The sequence below is a fragment of the Streptomyces sp. V1I1 genome, from assembly GCF_030817355.1.
Lineage (GTDB): Bacteria > Actinomycetota > Actinomycetes > Streptomycetales > Streptomycetaceae > Streptomyces.
This window is the reverse complement of sequence record NZ_JAUSZH010000001.1, coordinates 4,002,189-4,017,043: the sequence shown is the minus strand read 5'-3', so window position 1 is coordinate 4,017,043 and position 14,855 is coordinate 4,002,189. Positions and strand designations below refer to the sequence as shown.

13 protein-coding genes are annotated in these 14,855 nt (G+C 70.0%); 8 read left to right on the top strand and 5 right to left on the bottom strand.

What is annotated here, in order from left to right; all coding sequences use genetic code 11:
* The first annotated feature begins 33 nt into the window (after nucleotides 1-33).
* Nucleotides 34-1,554 (top strand): protein kinase, encoded by a 1,521-nt coding sequence (locus QFZ67_RS18820; protein WP_307662256.1) that lies wholly within the window; start codon nucleotides 34-36, stop codon nucleotides 1,552-1,554.
* A gap of 17 nt (nucleotides 1,555-1,571) precedes the next feature.
* On the opposite strand, the gene QFZ67_RS18815 is transcribed toward QFZ67_RS18820, so the two are convergent.
* Nucleotides 1,572-2,579 (bottom strand): phosphotransferase, encoded by a 1,008-nt coding sequence (locus QFZ67_RS18815; RefSeq protein WP_307662255.1) that lies wholly within the window; start codon nucleotides 2,577-2,579, stop codon nucleotides 1,572-1,574.
* 428 nt (nucleotides 2,580-3,007) lie between these two features.
* On the opposite strand from QFZ67_RS18815, the gene pdhA reads away from it, so the two are divergent.
* Genes pdhA through QFZ67_RS18800 form a run of 3 tightly spaced genes read left to right on the top strand, consistent with a single transcriptional unit; the run spans nucleotide 3,008 to nucleotide 6,566 of the window.
* Nucleotides 3,008-4,156 (top strand): pyruvate dehydrogenase (acetyl-transferring) E1 component subunit alpha, encoded by a 1,149-nt coding sequence (gene pdhA, locus QFZ67_RS18810; protein ID WP_307662254.1) that lies wholly within the window; start codon nucleotides 3,008-3,010, stop codon nucleotides 4,154-4,156.
* 2 nt (nucleotides 4,157-4,158) lie between these two features.
* Nucleotides 4,159-5,139, top strand: coding sequence for an alpha-ketoacid dehydrogenase subunit beta (locus QFZ67_RS18805; RefSeq protein WP_307662253.1), 981 nt, complete (start codon nucleotides 4,159-4,161; stop codon nucleotides 5,137-5,139).
* A 14-nt stretch (nucleotides 5,140-5,153) separates the two neighbouring features.
* The gene (locus QFZ67_RS18800) at nucleotides 5,154-6,566 is read left to right on the top strand and encodes a dihydrolipoamide acetyltransferase family protein (RefSeq protein ID WP_307662252.1); all 1,413 of its coding nucleotides are present in this window, start codon (nucleotides 5,154-5,156) and stop codon (nucleotides 6,564-6,566) included.
* Nucleotides 6,567-6,662: 96 nt separating this feature from the next.
* Here the strand turns inward: QFZ67_RS18800 and QFZ67_RS18795 are convergent, their stop codons facing one another.
* On the bottom strand, nucleotides 6,663-7,595 hold the full coding sequence (locus tag QFZ67_RS18795; RefSeq protein WP_307662251.1) for a D-alanyl-D-alanine carboxypeptidase family protein: 933 nt from the start codon (nucleotides 7,593-7,595) through the stop codon (nucleotides 6,663-6,665).
* A gap of 178 nt (nucleotides 7,596-7,773) precedes the next feature.
* Here QFZ67_RS18795 and QFZ67_RS18790 point away from each other — a divergent pair, with 178 nt between their 5' ends.
* Entirely contained in the window at nucleotides 7,774-8,415 is a 642-nt protein-coding gene (locus QFZ67_RS18790) for a GntR family transcriptional regulator (protein WP_307662250.1), read from the top strand.
* Nucleotides 8,412-9,713: a nitrate/nitrite transporter gene (locus tag QFZ67_RS18785; RefSeq protein WP_307662249.1), complete on the top strand. Its 1,302-nt coding sequence runs from the start codon at nucleotides 8,412-8,414 to the stop codon at nucleotides 9,711-9,713. The genes QFZ67_RS18790 and QFZ67_RS18785 overlap by 4 nt, the downstream gene beginning before the upstream one ends.
* 146 nt (nucleotides 9,714-9,859) lie before the next feature.
* Here the strand turns inward: QFZ67_RS18785 and QFZ67_RS18780 are convergent, their stop codons facing one another.
* Nucleotides 9,860-10,684: a maleylpyruvate isomerase family mycothiol-dependent enzyme gene (locus tag QFZ67_RS18780; RefSeq protein ID WP_307662248.1), complete on the bottom strand. Its 825-nt coding sequence runs from the start codon at nucleotides 10,682-10,684 to the stop codon at nucleotides 9,860-9,862.
* Between the two features lie 166 nt (nucleotides 10,685-10,850).
* Here QFZ67_RS18780 and QFZ67_RS18775 point away from each other — a divergent pair, with 166 nt between their 5' ends.
* Nucleotides 10,851-11,714, top strand: a complete 864-nt coding sequence (locus tag QFZ67_RS18775; protein WP_307662247.1) for a carbon-nitrogen family hydrolase — start codon at nucleotides 10,851-10,853, stop codon at nucleotides 11,712-11,714.
* Between the two features lie 211 nt (nucleotides 11,715-11,925).
* On the opposite strand, the gene QFZ67_RS18770 is transcribed toward QFZ67_RS18775, so the two are convergent.
* The gene (locus tag QFZ67_RS18770) at nucleotides 11,926-12,420 is read right to left on the bottom strand and encodes an LURP-one-related/scramblase family protein (protein ID WP_307662246.1); all 495 of its coding nucleotides are present in this window, start codon (nucleotides 12,418-12,420) and stop codon (nucleotides 11,926-11,928) included.
* A gap of 40 nt (nucleotides 12,421-12,460) precedes the next feature.
* On the opposite strand from QFZ67_RS18770, the gene QFZ67_RS18765 reads away from it, so the two are divergent.
* Nucleotides 12,461-14,233, top strand: a complete 1,773-nt coding sequence (locus tag QFZ67_RS18765; RefSeq protein WP_307662245.1) for an NHL domain-containing thioredoxin family protein — start codon at nucleotides 12,461-12,463, stop codon at nucleotides 14,231-14,233.
* 186 nt (nucleotides 14,234-14,419) lie between these two features.
* Here QFZ67_RS18765 and QFZ67_RS18760 read toward each other — a convergent pair whose 3' ends face one another.
* The gene (locus QFZ67_RS18760) at nucleotides 14,420-14,791 is read right to left on the bottom strand and encodes a hypothetical protein (protein WP_307662244.1); all 372 of its coding nucleotides are present in this window, start codon (nucleotides 14,789-14,791) and stop codon (nucleotides 14,420-14,422) included.
* Between the last annotated feature and the right edge of the window lie 64 nt (nucleotides 14,792-14,855).

Below are 14,855 nucleotides of genomic sequence, written 5' to 3'. Positions count from 1 at the left end.
ACGCACGCGGACAGATTACGACGGCGAGGACTGATGGCACCCGAACCCGAAGCAGGCGGCGGTGGAGTGCCGGATGCGGCGGACTCCTGGGGCATCGGCGGAGTGGTCGGCGACGGCCGCTACCGCCTGACGCACCGTCTCGGACGCGGCGGCATGGCTGAGGTGTTCGCGGCGGAGGACGTACGGCTCGGCCGTACGGTCGCCGTCAAGCTGCTCCGTTCCGACCTCGCCGAGGACCCGGTCTCCAAGGCCCGCTTCACGCGCGAGGCGCAGTCGGTCGCCGGCCTCAACCACCACGCCGTGGTCGCGGTCTACGACTCCGGCGAGGACGTGGTGGGCGGCCAGACCGTCCCGTACATCGTGATGGAGCTGGTCGAGGGGCGAACCATCCGCGATCTGCTGGTCAACGCGGAGGCCCCGCCGCCCGAGCAGGCGCTGATCATCGTCTCCGGTGTGCTGGAGGCGCTCGCCTACTCGCACCAGCACGGCATCGTGCACCGTGACATCAAGCCCGCGAACGTCATCATCACCAACTCCGGTGCGGTGAAGGTGATGGACTTCGGCATCGCGCGCGCCCTGCACGGCGCGCAGTCGACGATGACCCAGACCGGCATGGTCATGGGCACGCCGCAGTACCTCTCCCCCGAGCAGGCGCTGGGCAAGGCCGTCGACCACCGCTCCGATCTGTACGCCACGGGCTGTCTGCTCTACGAACTCCTCGCCCTGCGGCCCCCGTTCACCGGCGAGACCCCGCTCTCGGTGGTCTACCAGCATGTCCAGGACATCCCGGTGCCGCCGTCCGAGGTCTCCGACGCGGTGCCGCCGGAGCTCGACGGTCTGGTGATGCGCTCGCTCGCGAAGGACCCGGACGACCGGTTCCAGAGCGCGGAGGAGATGCGCGGTCTGGTGCAGTACGGGCTGCAGATGCTCCAGCAGCAGGGCAGCCACACCGGCACCTGGGGCACCGGTCCCGTAGAGACGCACGACGGCGGATTCACCCCGGCGATGGGGACGACCGGGCCGACCGCGATGCACCACCCCGTGCACGGCGAGACCTCGCAGAGCCCGATCCTGCCGCCGATGAACCCGAACGACGGCGGATACGGCGGCGGTAACCGGGACGGCCGGAACGGCAAGGGCGGCGGCCGCGGAAAGATGTGGCTGTTCGCCGTGCTCGCGGTGATCGCCATCGCGGCGGGCGTCGCCTTCGCGCTGGACAAGGCGGGCAACACCGGCAACAGCCCGAAGGACAACACCACAATCTCCCAGACTCCGTCGACGCCGGACGCCTCGCCGACGCCGACCGATGAGGACACGGAGCAGAGCGAGGAGCCGGGCCCCACGGGCGACGATGAGCAGCCGTCCTGGACACCGTCCGACCCTCCCTCGTTCACGCCGAGCGATCCGCAGACGCCGACGGACGACCCGACCACGGCCGACCCGACGGAGCCGACCGGCGACCCGACGGACGACCCCACCACGGCCGATCCCACGGAGCCGACCGACGACCCGACGCCGTCGACGGGGAACCCGGGAGACCCGGGAGCCAACTGACGGGCCCGTCGGCGGTCTCACCCCGCGAAGGCCTCGCACACCGCCTCGTACTCCCTCGTCCACCACACCGCCAGGGCCGACGCCGCAGGAAACTGCGGGTCGGCCCTTCGGTCGTGCAGCTGATAGCGCCAGCGCAGGATCCAGAAGTCGTTGAGCCGCTCCCACCACACCCGGTGCACCGCCGCCGCCAGCTCCGCCGCGTCCGCGCCGGCCGCCCGCCGGTAGGCCTGTGCGTACGCCCGTACCTTCGTCAGCTCCAGCTCCCCGGCCGGCTGGACGAAGAAGATCGCCGCTGCCCGTACCGCCTCCTCCGCGCGCGGGTGCACGCCCAGCCGGTCCCAGTCGACGATCGCGGCCGGCTCCGCGCCCCGGTAGAGCAGATTCAGCGGGTGGAAGTCGCCGTGCACCCAGCAGCCTGCGGAGGCCGGCGGCGGTCTGCGGTCGGCATGGCGCTCCAGCAGCGCGCGCCGTTCGAGCAGCCGGTGCTCGGCGAGGCCGTCGAAGGCGTCCTGGGGCCGCGCACTGCGCACCAGCCCCAGCAGTTCGTCGATGAGCGTGAAGGTCTCCTCGGGGTCGGCGCTCTCGTACTCCCGGCACGCCGTGGCGTCCACCGCCATGACCCGCTCCAGACAGGTGTGTACGAGGCCGAGGAGTGAGCCGAGCCGCCGCGACTGGAGTGTGGTCAGCTGTGCCCCGTCGCGGTGCCGTCCGTCGATCCAGGGGTGCAGGGCGTAACACCGCCCGCCGATGACCGCGACCGTGTCGCCGTTCGCGTCCTCGACGGGTGGCGCGACCGGCACGCCGAGCTTCTGGAGCCGCTGGGTGGCCCGGTGCTGGCGGGCGATGGCCTCGTGGTCGCCGTCGAGATGGTGCTTGAGGAAGTACGCGCCACGGGTGGTGGCGAGCCGGTAGCCGCGGTTGAGGAGACCCTGGGTGACGGGCTCGCAGGAGACGGGTTCGCCCGGGTCGGCGTAGCGGCGCAGCAGCGCATCGACGGGTGGGGCAGTTACAGATGAGCGCGGCACTCGCCAGATGCTAGATCACGCAGCGTGGCCGAGCGGCAGCTCTTGCAGATAATGCCAGAGTGTGCATAGAGAAATAGAATGATTTTTCCCTCTTCGCGCACGAAAGCGGTCTCGCACATCTACTCTTCCCGTGTCCGGGGTGCCCGGGATAACGTGCCCGTGTTCCGGCGGCCTGCAAGGCTGTGACCAGTGGTTGTTCCCGAATTTCTCGATTTACTTGGAAATCCAAGCAAAATCGCAGGTCAAATGGGGTTTCGCAGTAATGCTTCCCACTGGGTAACGTGCCATTGGCAGGGCGCTCGCCGGGACACCTGTCACGCCTGATTCCGGCCGAGCGGCACCCCACCCCGTGCACGGGTACGGGAAACAGGCGAGCCGCACTGGCCAACCGGCGAACCCGGGGGCCGGACCGACGGAGGAGCACGCACGTGACCGTGGAGAGCACTGCCGCGCGCAAACCGCGACGCAGCAGCAAGCGCGTCAGCGCCGCGAACAAGCCACAGAGTTCCGAGCCCCAGCTCGTACAGCTGCTGACGCCTGAGGGAGAGCGCGTCAAGCACCCGGAGTACGAGATCGACCTGACCCCCGACGAGCTGCGCGGGCTGTACCGGGACATGGTCCTGACCCGCCGCTTCGACGCCGAGGCCACCGCTCTTCAGCGGCAGGGCGAACTCGGACTGTGGGCGTCGCTGCTGGGCCAGGAGGCCGCACAGATCGGCTCGGGTCGCGCGCTGCGCGACGACGACTATGTCTTCCCGACCTACCGCGAGCACGGCGTCGCCTGGTGCCGCGGGGTCGACCCGACCAATCTGCTCGGCATGTTCCGCGGTGTGAACCACGGCGGCTGGGACCCGAACACCAACAACTTCCACCTGTACACGATCGTCATCGGCTCGCAGACGCTGCACGCCACCGGCTACGCGATGGGCGTGGCCAAGGACGGTGCCGACTCCGCCGTGATCGCGTACTTCGGCGACGGCGCTTCCAGCCAGGGCGATGTCGCCGAGTCGTTCACCTTCTCCGCGGTCTACAACGCCCCGGTCGTCTTCTTCTGCCAGAACAACCAGTGGGCGATCTCCGAGCCGACCGAGAAGCAGACCCGCGTGCCGCTCTACCAGCGTGCCCAGGGCTTCGGCTTCCCCGGCGTCCGCGTCGACGGCAATGACGTGCTCGCCTGCCTGGCCGTGACCCGCTCCGCGCTGGAGCGGGCCCGTCGCGGCGAGGGCCCGACGCTGATCGAGGCGTTCACCTACCGGATGGGCGCGCACACCACCTCGGACGACCCGACCAAGTACCGGGCCGACGAGGAGCGTCAGGCCTGGGAGGCAAAGGACCCGATCCTGCGGCTCCGTACGTACCTGGAGAAGGCAGGCCTCGCCGACGAGGCGTTCTTCACGTCCCTGGACGAGGAGAGCGAGACGCTCGGCAAGCGGGTGCGTGAGGCCGTACGGGCCATGCCCGACCCCGACCACCTGGCGATCTTCGAGAATGTCTACGCCGACGGGCACGCGCTCGTCGACGAGGAGCGCGCCCAGTTCATCGCGTACCAGGCGTCCTTCGCCGAGGAGGGCAACTAACCATGGCTGTACAGAAGCTCCCCATCGCGAAGGCACTCAACGAGTCGCTGCGCAAGGCGCTCGAGACCGACCCCAAGGTCCTGATCATGGGTGAGGATGTCGGCAAGCTCGGCGGCGTCTTCCGGGTCACCGACGGGCTGCAGAAGGACTTCGGCGAGGACCGGGTCATCGACACCCCGCTCGCCGAGTCCGGCATCGTCGGCACGGCGATCGGTCTCGCGCTGCGCGGCTACCGGCCTGTCGTGGAGATCCAGTTCGACGGCTTCGTCTTCCCCGCGTACGACCAGATCGTCACGCAGCTCGCGAAGATGCACGCCCGCGCGCTCGGCAAGATCAAGATGCCGGTCGTCATCCGCATTCCGTACGGCGGCGGCATCGGCGCGGTCGAGCACCACAGCGAGTCCCCCGAGGCGCTCTTCGCGCATGTCCCGGGCCTCAAGGTGGTCTCGCCGTCCAACTCCTCCGACGCGTACTGGATGCTCCAGCAGGCGATCCAGAGCGACGACCCGGTCATCTTCTTCGAGCCGAAGCGGCGTTACTGGGACAAGGGCGAGGTCGACACCGAGGCCATCCCCGGCCCGCTGCACAAGGCGCGTATCGCGCAGGCCGGCTCGGACATCACGCTCGTGGCGTACGGTCCGATGGTGAAGGTCTGCGTCGAGGCGGCGGCCGCGGCCGCCGAGGAGGGCAAGTCGGTGGAGGTCATCGACCTGCGCTCGATGTCCCCGATCGACTTCGACACCATCCAGACGTCGGTGGAGAAGACAGGCCGGCTGGTCGTGGTGCACGAGGCTCCGGTCTTCTACGGTTCCGGCGCGGAGATCGCCGCCCGGATCACCGAGCGGTGCTTCTACCAACTGGAGGCCCCGGTGCTGAGGGTCGGCGGCTTCCACGCGCCGTACCCGCCGGCCAGGCTCGAGGAGGAGTATCTCCCGGGACTCGACCGGGTGCTGGACGCCGTCGACCGCTCGCTTGCGTACTGAGGAGTGCCGTGACCATGACTGACACTTCCACACGCTTCCGTGAGTTCAAGATGCCCGATGTGGGCGAGGGACTGACCGAGGCCGAGATCCTCAAGTGGTACGTCCAGCCCGGAGACGTGGTGACGGACGGGCAGGTCGTGTGCGAGGTCGAGACGGCGAAGGCGGCCGTCGAGCTGCCGATTCCGTACGACGGCGTGGTGCACGAGCTGCGCTTCGAGGAGGGCACGACCGTCGACGTCGGCACGTCGATCATCACGATCGATGTGGCGCCCGGGAGCGGTGACGCGCCGGCCGCGCCCGTGGCCCAGACGTCGGCCGCGCCCGTCGCTCCCGCCGTCGAGGAGGCCGAGCCGAAGGGCCGCCAGCCCGTCCTCGTCGGCTACGGCGTCGCCGAGACCTCCACCAAGCGCCGCGCCCGCAAGGGGACGGCGGCGGTGCTGGAGCAGGCCGCCGCGGCAGCCGCGGTCCAGGCCGAGATGAACGGGCACAGCGGCACGGCCACGGCGACCGCGGCCCGCCCGCTCGCCAAGCCGCCGGTCCGCAAGCTCGCCAAGGACCTGGGCATCGACCTGGCGACGGTCACCCCGACCGGTCCCGACGGTGTCATCACGCGGGAGGACGTCCACGCGGCGGCCGCTCCGGCGACGGCGCCCGCACCCGCGGCCGCGCCCGCCCCCGTCGTGCCGCAGCCCGTGGCCGAGGCCCCGGCGCCTGTCGCGGCGGGTGCGCGCGAGACCCGTATCCCCATCAAGGGCGTACGGAAGGCCACCGCTGCGGCGATGGTCGGCAGCGCCTTCACCGCGCCCCACGTCACGGAGTTCATCACGCTCGACGTGACGCGGACGATGAAGCTCGTCGACGAGCTCAAGGCCGACAAGGACATGGCGGGGCTGCGGGTCAATCCGCTGCTGCTGATCGCCAAGGCGCTGCTGGTCGCGATCAAGCGCAACCCGCAGGTCAACGCCGCCTGGGACGAGGCCAACCAGGAGATCGTGCAGAAGCACTACGTCAACCTGGGCGTCGCGGCGGCCACGCCGCGCGGTCTGATCGTGCCGAACATCAAGGACGCGCATGACAAGACCCTGTCCGAACTGGCGCAGGCGCTGGGCGAGTTGGTCGCCACCGCCCGTGAGGGCAAGACGACCCCGGCGGCGATGCAGGGCGGCACGGTGACCATCACCAACGTCGGCGTCTTCGGCGTCGACACCGGTACGCCGATCCTCAACCCCGGCGAGTCCGCGATCCTCGCGGTCGGCGCGATCAAGCTGCAGCCGTGGGTCCACAAGGGCAAGGTGAAGCCGCGCCAGGTCACCACGCTCGCGCTCTCCTTCGACCACCGGCTGGTCGACGGCGAGCTCGGCTCCAAGGTTCTCGCGGATGTCGCGGCGATCCTGGAACAGCCCAAGCGGCTGATCACCTGGGCCTGACCGGCCCGCGACCGGCGTGACGACAGCCGCCCCGTTCCGCAGTGCGGAACGGGGCGGCTGTCGTTATGACGCTTGCGGCGCTTGCGGCGTGGCTGATCAGTCGCGCTCGGCGCCCTGCGGCAGGCTCCGCAGCTGCATCGTCTGCGCGGTGCTCGATCCGAATCCGAAGTCGAGCAGCTTCGCGGCGTCCTTGTAGCGGTCGGCGCCGTTCAGGGTGACCCCGACGAAGGTCTTGTCGCCGCGCGTGGCGGCGAAGACCAGGCAGGGGCCCGCGGCCGTGCCGGTGCCCGTCTTGATGCCGATCGCGCCCTTGTAGGAGCCGAGCAGCTGGTTGGTGTTGTACCAGGTGTACGTGCGCTTGCCGCCGGTGCTGGTCGTCGCGGAGGTCACGTACTTCGGCGCGGCGACGACGGCGCGGAAGTTGGCGTTCTTCATCGCGTAGCTTGCGATCTTCGCGAGGTCGCGCGGCGTCGTGTAGTTGTTGCCGGCCTTCGAAATGCCGTCGAAGGAGTCGAACTTGGTGTTCTTCAGGCCGAGGGAGGTGGCCGTCTGGTTCATCTTGGCGATGAACGACTGCGTGCGTGCGGCCGGGGTGGTCCCCTTGCCGAGGAGGTCGGCGAGGGCGTACGCGGCGTCGCAGCCGGAGGGCAGCATCGTGCCGTACAGCAGCTGACGGACGGTCACCTTGTCGCCGGTCTTCAGATCCGCGGTGCTGGCGCCCTGCTTGACCACGTAGTCGCGGTACGTCTGCTTGATGGTGACCACGTGGTTGAGGTTTATGCCCTTGGTGTTCACCACCACCGCGGCCGTCATGATCTTCGTTGTGCTGGCCATCTGCCGACGGGTGTCCGGGGTCTTGGTGTAGACGGCGGTGCCGGTCGCGTTGTTGAGCAGGATCGCGCCCTTGCTCGCGATCGGCGGCACGGGGACGGCGTGAGCGGGCGCGGCCAGAGGCGAGACGGTCAGCAGCGCGCCGGTGGTGAAGACGACAACGGCGGCTTTGCGTACGCCCGGAAGGCTGGTTCTCAAGAATCGCTCCGAGTTCGCGAATGCATCGAAAAGGGTCGAAGTGGGACCTGAATGTAAACAGGGCCCGGATGCGAGACCGTTGAGCGGGCCGAATGGATGTACGCGACGCCCCATCAGTTCCGTCCTGCATCGTGGACGTGGCTTTCTGATGCACCTGTGTTGTATCTAAGCTGTGCGCATGCCCGCCGCCGCCCCTGCCGCCGAACGCGTCTACGCCCACATCAAGCAAGCCGTCCTCGACCGCCGCTACGAGGGCGGCACCCTTCTCACGGAGGGTGAACTGGCCGACGCCGTCGGCGTATCGCGCACCCCCGTCCGCGAGGCGCTCCTCAAGCTCGAGGTCGAAGGGCTGATCAAGCTCTATCCGAAGAAGGGCGCGCTCGTCCTCGCCGTCTCCGCGCAGGAGATCGCCGATGTGGTGGAGACCCGGCTGCTGGTCGAGGAGCACGCCGCCCGCAAGGCCGTACCGGCGTCGCCGCAGCTCCTCGCCCGGCTCGAAGAGCTTCTCGAGCAGCAGAAGCGGCAGGGGGAGGCGGGCGACCTGGCGGCCGTCGCCGTCACCGACCGCTGCTTCCACGCCGAGATCGTGCGCAGCGGCGGCAATGAGATCCTCTCCCGCCTCTACGACCAACTCCGCGACCGGCAGCTGAGGATGGGCGTCGCCGTGATGCACTCCCACCCCGACCGGATCGCCAAGAACGTCGCCGAGCACAGCGAGATCCTCGAAGCCCTGCGTGCCTCAGACCCGGACGCGGCGGCCGCTCTCGTACGCCGGCACGTCGGCTGGTTCAGCAACCTGGCGCGGGGCGAGGTCCGATGAGCGCCCCCGCCGTCGCCCTGCCGGGCGATCCACCCGGCGGACGGCGCGCCGCCGCGGTCTGGGGCATCGGCGTCGCCGTCTACTTCGTCGCCGTCATCTTCCGTACGTCGCTCGGGGTCGCCGGCCTCGACGCCGCCGACCGCTTCGACGTCAACGCCTCCGCCCTGTCCACCTTCTCCATACTCCAGCTGCTGGTGTACGCGGGGATGCAGATACCCGTCGGCCTGATGGTCGACCGGCTCGGCACCAAGAAGGTGCTGACCCTCGGCGTGGTGCTGTTCACCGTCGGACAGCTGGGCTTCGCGCTCTCCCCCTCGTACGGCACGGCCCTCGCCTCGCGTGCGCTGCTCGGCTGCGGCGACGCGATGACCTTCATCAGCGTGTTGCGGCTCGGCTCGCGCTGGTTCCCGGCCCGGCGCGGGCCGCTCATCGGGCAGGTCGCCGCGCTCTTCGGGATGGCGGGCAACCTCGTCTCGACCATCTTCATCTCGCGGCTGCTGCACGGCGTCGGCTGGACCGCCACCTTCGCGGGCAGCGCGGCGGCCGGACTGGTCGTCCTCGTACTGCTGTCGCTCTTCTTGAAGGACCACCCCGAGGGCCACGAGCCCCCGACCGCCCAGCACGCCGGATCAGCCTTCGTACGCAAGCAGATCGCCCAGTCCTGGCGGGAGCCCGGCACCCGGCTCGGTTTGTGGGTGCACTTCACCACCCAGTTCCCCGCCATGGTGTTCCTGCTGCTGTGGGGGATGCCCTTCCTGGTAGAGGCGCAAGGCCTGTCCCGGGAGACCGCGGGCGGGCTGCTGACGCTCGTGGTGCTCTCCAACATGGTGGTGGGGCTGGTGTACGGGCAGGTCATCGCCCGCCACCACGCGGCCCGGACCCCGCTCGCCCTCGGCACGGTCGGGGCGACCGCGCTTCTGTGGGCGGCCATCATTGCCTACCCCGGGGACCAGGCCCCGATGTGGCTGCTGATCACCCTGTGCACGGTGCTCGGGACGTGCGGTCCCGCGTCGATGATCGGCTTCGACTTCGCCCGCCCGGCCAATCCCCCGGAGCGGCAGGGGACGGCGTCGGGAATCGTCAATATGGGTGGTTTTGTGGCCTCGATGACGACACTGCTGGCGGTCGGGGTGCTGCTGGACGCCACCGGGGACAACTACCGGATCGCGTTCTCGTCGGTGTTCGCGCTGGAGGCGCTGGGCATCGCGCAGATCCTGCGGCTGCGGGCACGCACGGTGCGGCGGGAGCGGGAACGGCTGGTGGCGAGCCGCGTGGAGGCCGTGCACGTCCCGGCGTGAGCGGCCCCGGTCCGGAGCGGTCCCGCCGTGGGCGCGGCCCGGTCCGAGCGGCCACCGTCGGACGGCGGCGCGCCCGGCGCCCCGCCGCGCCCACGGCGGGACCGCTGGTGTGTGATCGCTGGGACGGGAGCGCTACGGCGTGACCGCTACGGCGTGACCGCGAACTCTCGCAGGATCGCCGCCGCCAGATCGGCGTCCCCGTCCACCTTCACCCGGTCCTGCACCGCCGCCGCCCGCACCCGGCCACACGCCAGCCGCAGGAACGTCTCCCATTCCATGGCCAGGGTCACGATGGGCCCGAGCGAGGGCGCGCCGTCGACCGTGCCGTGGCCGTCCGCGTCCACCCGGACCGTACGCAGGAACTCCACCGGGCCGTGCACATCGAGGACGACCGCCGAATTCGCGGGTGCGCCCGCGTCCTTGGCGACCACCTTCGGCAGGGCTTCGAGCAGACAGTCCCGGGTGATGTACGCGCCGGGGGAGTCGAGGTTGCCGGGCTTGCCGAGCGCCATACGCAGATCCTGCTCGTGCGCCCAGGTGTCGAACGCGCGCATACGCATCGCCAGTTCCAGGGTCTGCTCGGCGCCGAGCGGGGCGCGGACCATGGTGTCTGGGGCGCGGCTCTCGTTGCGCAGCTGACGGGCCCGGCGGATGATCGTGTACTCCAGCTCGGAGGTCATCTCCGGCGCCGTGTGGTGCCGGCGCACATCGACCTGCATCTCCATATAGCGGGCGAACTCGCTCTGCACATGGTAAAGATCGCGCGGCAGGGTGTGGATGGGCCGGGGATCGCCGAGCATCTCGCACTCCATGCCGATGACGTGCGAGACGAGATCGCGCACGGACCAGCCGGGGCACGGCGATGGCCGGTTCCACTCGCCCTCGACGAGCGGCTGCACCAGCTCGGCTATCGATTCGATGGAGTGGGTCCAGGCGTCGGCGTAGGTCTGGAGGCTGGGATGGACGGTCACGGGACCCCTCGGCGGTTCTGCGGTACGCGGGCTGGGCTGCTGCTGACTGCTGGGCTGCGTGGGAGGCTCGGCAGTTAAGTTACGCTGCCGGACGGCACCCCGGCAGTGCTTTCGTGTGACGATCGTAGGCCCGTGTTGAAGGCTCGAATGCCAGGACGGTGGTAGTGTGCGCGCCTCACTCATCCAGATCGCAGTAGACCCGGACGAATCGGTCAATTCGCGAAGGCGGCGAGCCGCCGCGCTCGTACGGGAACAGCACGGCGCCGATCTGGTGGTTCTTCCAGAACTGTGGCCCGTCGGAGCCTTCGCCTACCAGTCCTTCGCCGAAGAGGCAGAGTCACTGGCCGGACCTACGTACGACGTGATGGCGAAGGCCGCGAGCGACGCGGGCGTCTGGCTGCACGCGGGCTCCATCGTCGAGAAGGCCGTATCCGGCGGCGGCTCCGCCGAGGGCCCGGGCACCCTCTACAACACCTCCCTCGTCTTCTCCCCCGCCGGTGAACTGGTCAGCACCTACCGGAAGATCCACCGCTTCGGCTTCGACAAGGGCGAGGCGGTGATGATGGGCGCGGGCGACGAGCTCGTCACCGTCCCGCTGCCCGGGACCGGGACTGGGACCGGGACCGGGACCGGGACCGGGGACGGACTCACCCTCGGCCTCGCGACCTGCTACGACCTGCGCTTCCCCGAGCTGTTCCGCGGGCTCGTGGACGCGGGCGCGCAGGCGTTCGTCGTCCCGGCCGGCTGGCCCGCCCGCCGCCGCGAACACTGGACACTGCTGGCCCGCGCCCGCGCCGTGGAGAACCAGGCCTACGTCCTGGCCTGCGGCACCGCAGGCACCCACGCCGGGGTCGAGCAGGCCGGTCACAGCATCGTTGTCGACCCCTGGGGCGAGGTGCTCGCCGAGGCGGGCCCGGACGAAGAGGTCCTGACCGTGGAGCTCGACCCGGCGAAGGTGGCGACGACGCGGGAGCAGTTCCCGGTGCTGAAGGACCGGGTGCTGGGGGTGGACGCGCCACGGAGGGCTTAGCCTCCGGCGGTTGTTCCCCCACCCCGCCCCTTCCCGCTGCATCGTTTTGCGGCTCTGCCGCGTGGGGGGACAAGCCCCAGACCCCCGGTACGGCCTTAGGTCGTGTCCTCAAGCGCCGGACGGGCTGAAATTCAGCCCCGTGGGGGTCCCCCCGGACGACGTCTGGGGGCGATTGAGGCGCGGGGTTCGGGGCGTAGCCCCGAGGTAGGGGCTAGTCGCCGTCGCGCTCCTTCTCCGCCATCCGGATCACACAGACCGCGACCGCGATCATGAGCGCCGCGTCCGCGTCCTCCCGTACGACATTCACGGCGTACGTCTCCCGCACCCGGAACCACTGCCGGGAGATGTGCGCCAGCAGCTCGCCGTCGTACTCGACCCCGAACTCCCGGTCCAGGACCCGGCCGCTGACATCGAGTTCCGTACCCTCGACGAGCGTCACGCGGTAGTGATTGCGCACCAGCGAGAGCCGCTTCTTGCGGATCGTGGCGAGCGGCGCGTCGCCCCGCTCGATGGTCATCGCATCCCGCAGGCTGAACATCTTCCTGCGCAGCGTGATGAGGACAAGCCCGTCCGGATCCTTGAGCTCCAGGGTGTCGCGCAGCCTCAGCGCCTTTCCGTCGACGAGGAAGGCGTGCCGCCCGTGCTCGTCCTCGATCCAGTAGTCGTCGCCGATCGCGAAGACTTTGTCGCGCACCAGATACTTCATGGCGGAATGCGTACCCGTATCGGTGCGGTTGGATGGAGGCATGGCATCACGTGCACGCGTTCGGGCCCCCGAGCTGATCGGCAAGGGCGGCTGGCTCAACACAGGCGACCACCAGTACACCCTCGCTGACCTGCGAGGACGCATCGTCATCCTCGACTTCTGGACATTTTGCTGTGTGAACTGTCTGCACGTCCTGGACGAGCTGCGCGAGCTCGAGGAGAAGCACCGCGACACCGTGGTGATCATCGGGGTCCACTCGCCGAAGTTCGTGCACGAGGCCGAGCACCAGGCCGTCGTCGACGCCGTCGAGCGCTACCAGGTTCACCACCCCGTACTCGACGACCCCGAGCTCGCCACCTGGAAGCAGTACGCCGTACGGGCCTGGCCCACCCTCGTCGTCATCGACCCCGAGGGGTACGTCGTCGCCCAGCACGCCGGCGAGGGGCATGCGCACGCCATCGAGAAGCTCGTCGAAGAGCTGGAGGCCGAGCACGCCGCGAAGGGCACGCTGCGGCGCGGCGACGGCCCCTATGTCGCGCCCGAGCCCGTCGCCACCGATCTGCGCTTCCCCGGCAAGGCCGTGCTGCTGCCGTCCGGGAACCTCCTGGTCTCCGACTCGACCCGGAACCAGCTCGTCGAGCTGGCGCCGGACGGCGAGAGCGTCGTACGGCGTATCGGGGACGGCGAGTTCAACGAGCCGCAGGGACTCGCGCCGCTGCCCGACGGCAGGATCGCGGTCGCCGACACCGTGAACCACTCCATCCGTGCGTACGACCCCGAGAGCGGTGCGATCGAGACGCTCGCCGGCACCGGCAAGCAGTGGTGGCAGGGATCGCCGACCAGCGGTCCGGCCCTCGACGTGTCCCTCTCCTCGCCGTGGGACGTCGCCTGGTGGGGCGAGCGGCTGTGGATCGCGATGGCGGGCGTCCACCAGCTGTGGACGTACGATCCGGCGACCGGGACGGTCGAGGTCGCGGCCGGGACCACCAACGAAGGGCTGGTCGACGGTCCCGCGGCCGAAGCGTGGTTCGCCCAGCCGTCCGGACTCGCGGCCACCGAGGACCGGCTGTGGATCGCCGACTCCGAGACCTCCGCGGTGCGCTGGATCGACCGCGATCTGGTCGTGCACACGGCCGTCGGCACCGGGCTCTTCGACTTCGGGCACCGTGACGGGGAGGCCGGACAGGCACTGCTCCAGCACCCGTTGGGCGTCACCGCGCTGCCCGACGGATCGGTGGCCATCAGCGACACGTACAACCACGCACTGCGCCGTTACGATCCGGTCGGCGGCCAGGTCACCACGCTGGCCACCGATCTGCGCGAACCCTCCGGCGCGGTCCTCGTCGGCGACGACATCGTGGTCGTCGAGTCGGCCAGGCACCGGCTGACCCGGCTGCGGCTGCCGGAGGATGCGGTACGGGTCGAGTCCGTCGCCCACCGGACACAGCGCGCCGCCACCGAAGTCGCCGCGGGGAAGCTTCAGCTGGACGTGGTCTTCCAGGCTCCGGCCGGCCAGAAGCTGGACACGCGGTACGGACCCTCCACCCGGCTGCTCGTCTCCTCGACCCCGCCCGAGCTGCTGATCGGCGGGGATGGTGCGGGGACCGACCTCTCGCGCGAGCTGGAGATCGACCCGGCGGTCGCCGAGGGCGTGCTGCATGTCTCGGCGATGGCGGCGTCCTGCGACGACGACCCGGAGAACGAGTACCCGGCCTGTCATGTCCACCAGCAGGACTGGGGGGTTCCGGTGCGCGTGAGCGCGGACGGGGCCTCGCGGCTGCCGCTCGTACTGGCCGGGATGGATCAGGGGTAGCAGCGGCGGCCAGGGCGTGTTTTAGAAGTCCCGCCTGCCCCGCGACGCCTGGCACGCACACTCGCGATGTTGTCGGAGTCGCCCAAGTACGCCCAGTACGAGGGCGATCCTCCGCCTTGCGATTGCACGCACCAGACGCCGCAGGGCCCGCCCTGCGGGCGGACGGCGCTACTTCTAAAACACGCCCTAGTGCAGCAGCCCCTGCCGCTCGGGCTGCCGCCCCGCCGCGCCGGCCAGGCAGCCGTCCACCCACAGGCCCGGGTCGTACGACGACTTCCGCCCGCCGAGTCCGGCCGACGCCAGCTCTTCGCACCCGCCGGCCAGGAGCTTCTTGACCTCCTGGCCGGTCGGGTCGTACTGCCGGACGCGGTTGCCCTGGATGAAGCCCGCCTCGTACGCGACGTCCTCCGCCCAGGGCGGCCGCTCGTTGTACTGCCGGATGACGAACCAGCACCCCGTGAGCAGGACCGCGGCCGCCGAGGCGAGCGTGAGGGACAGAGTGCGGCGCGACGGGCCCGGGCGGTGCGCGCCGACCGTCTGATGACCGAGCAGAACCATGGTCATCAGCGTGCCGTGCGCCTACTTTCGCGGATGTTTCGCAACAGGCCGCCCGGTGAGGGGA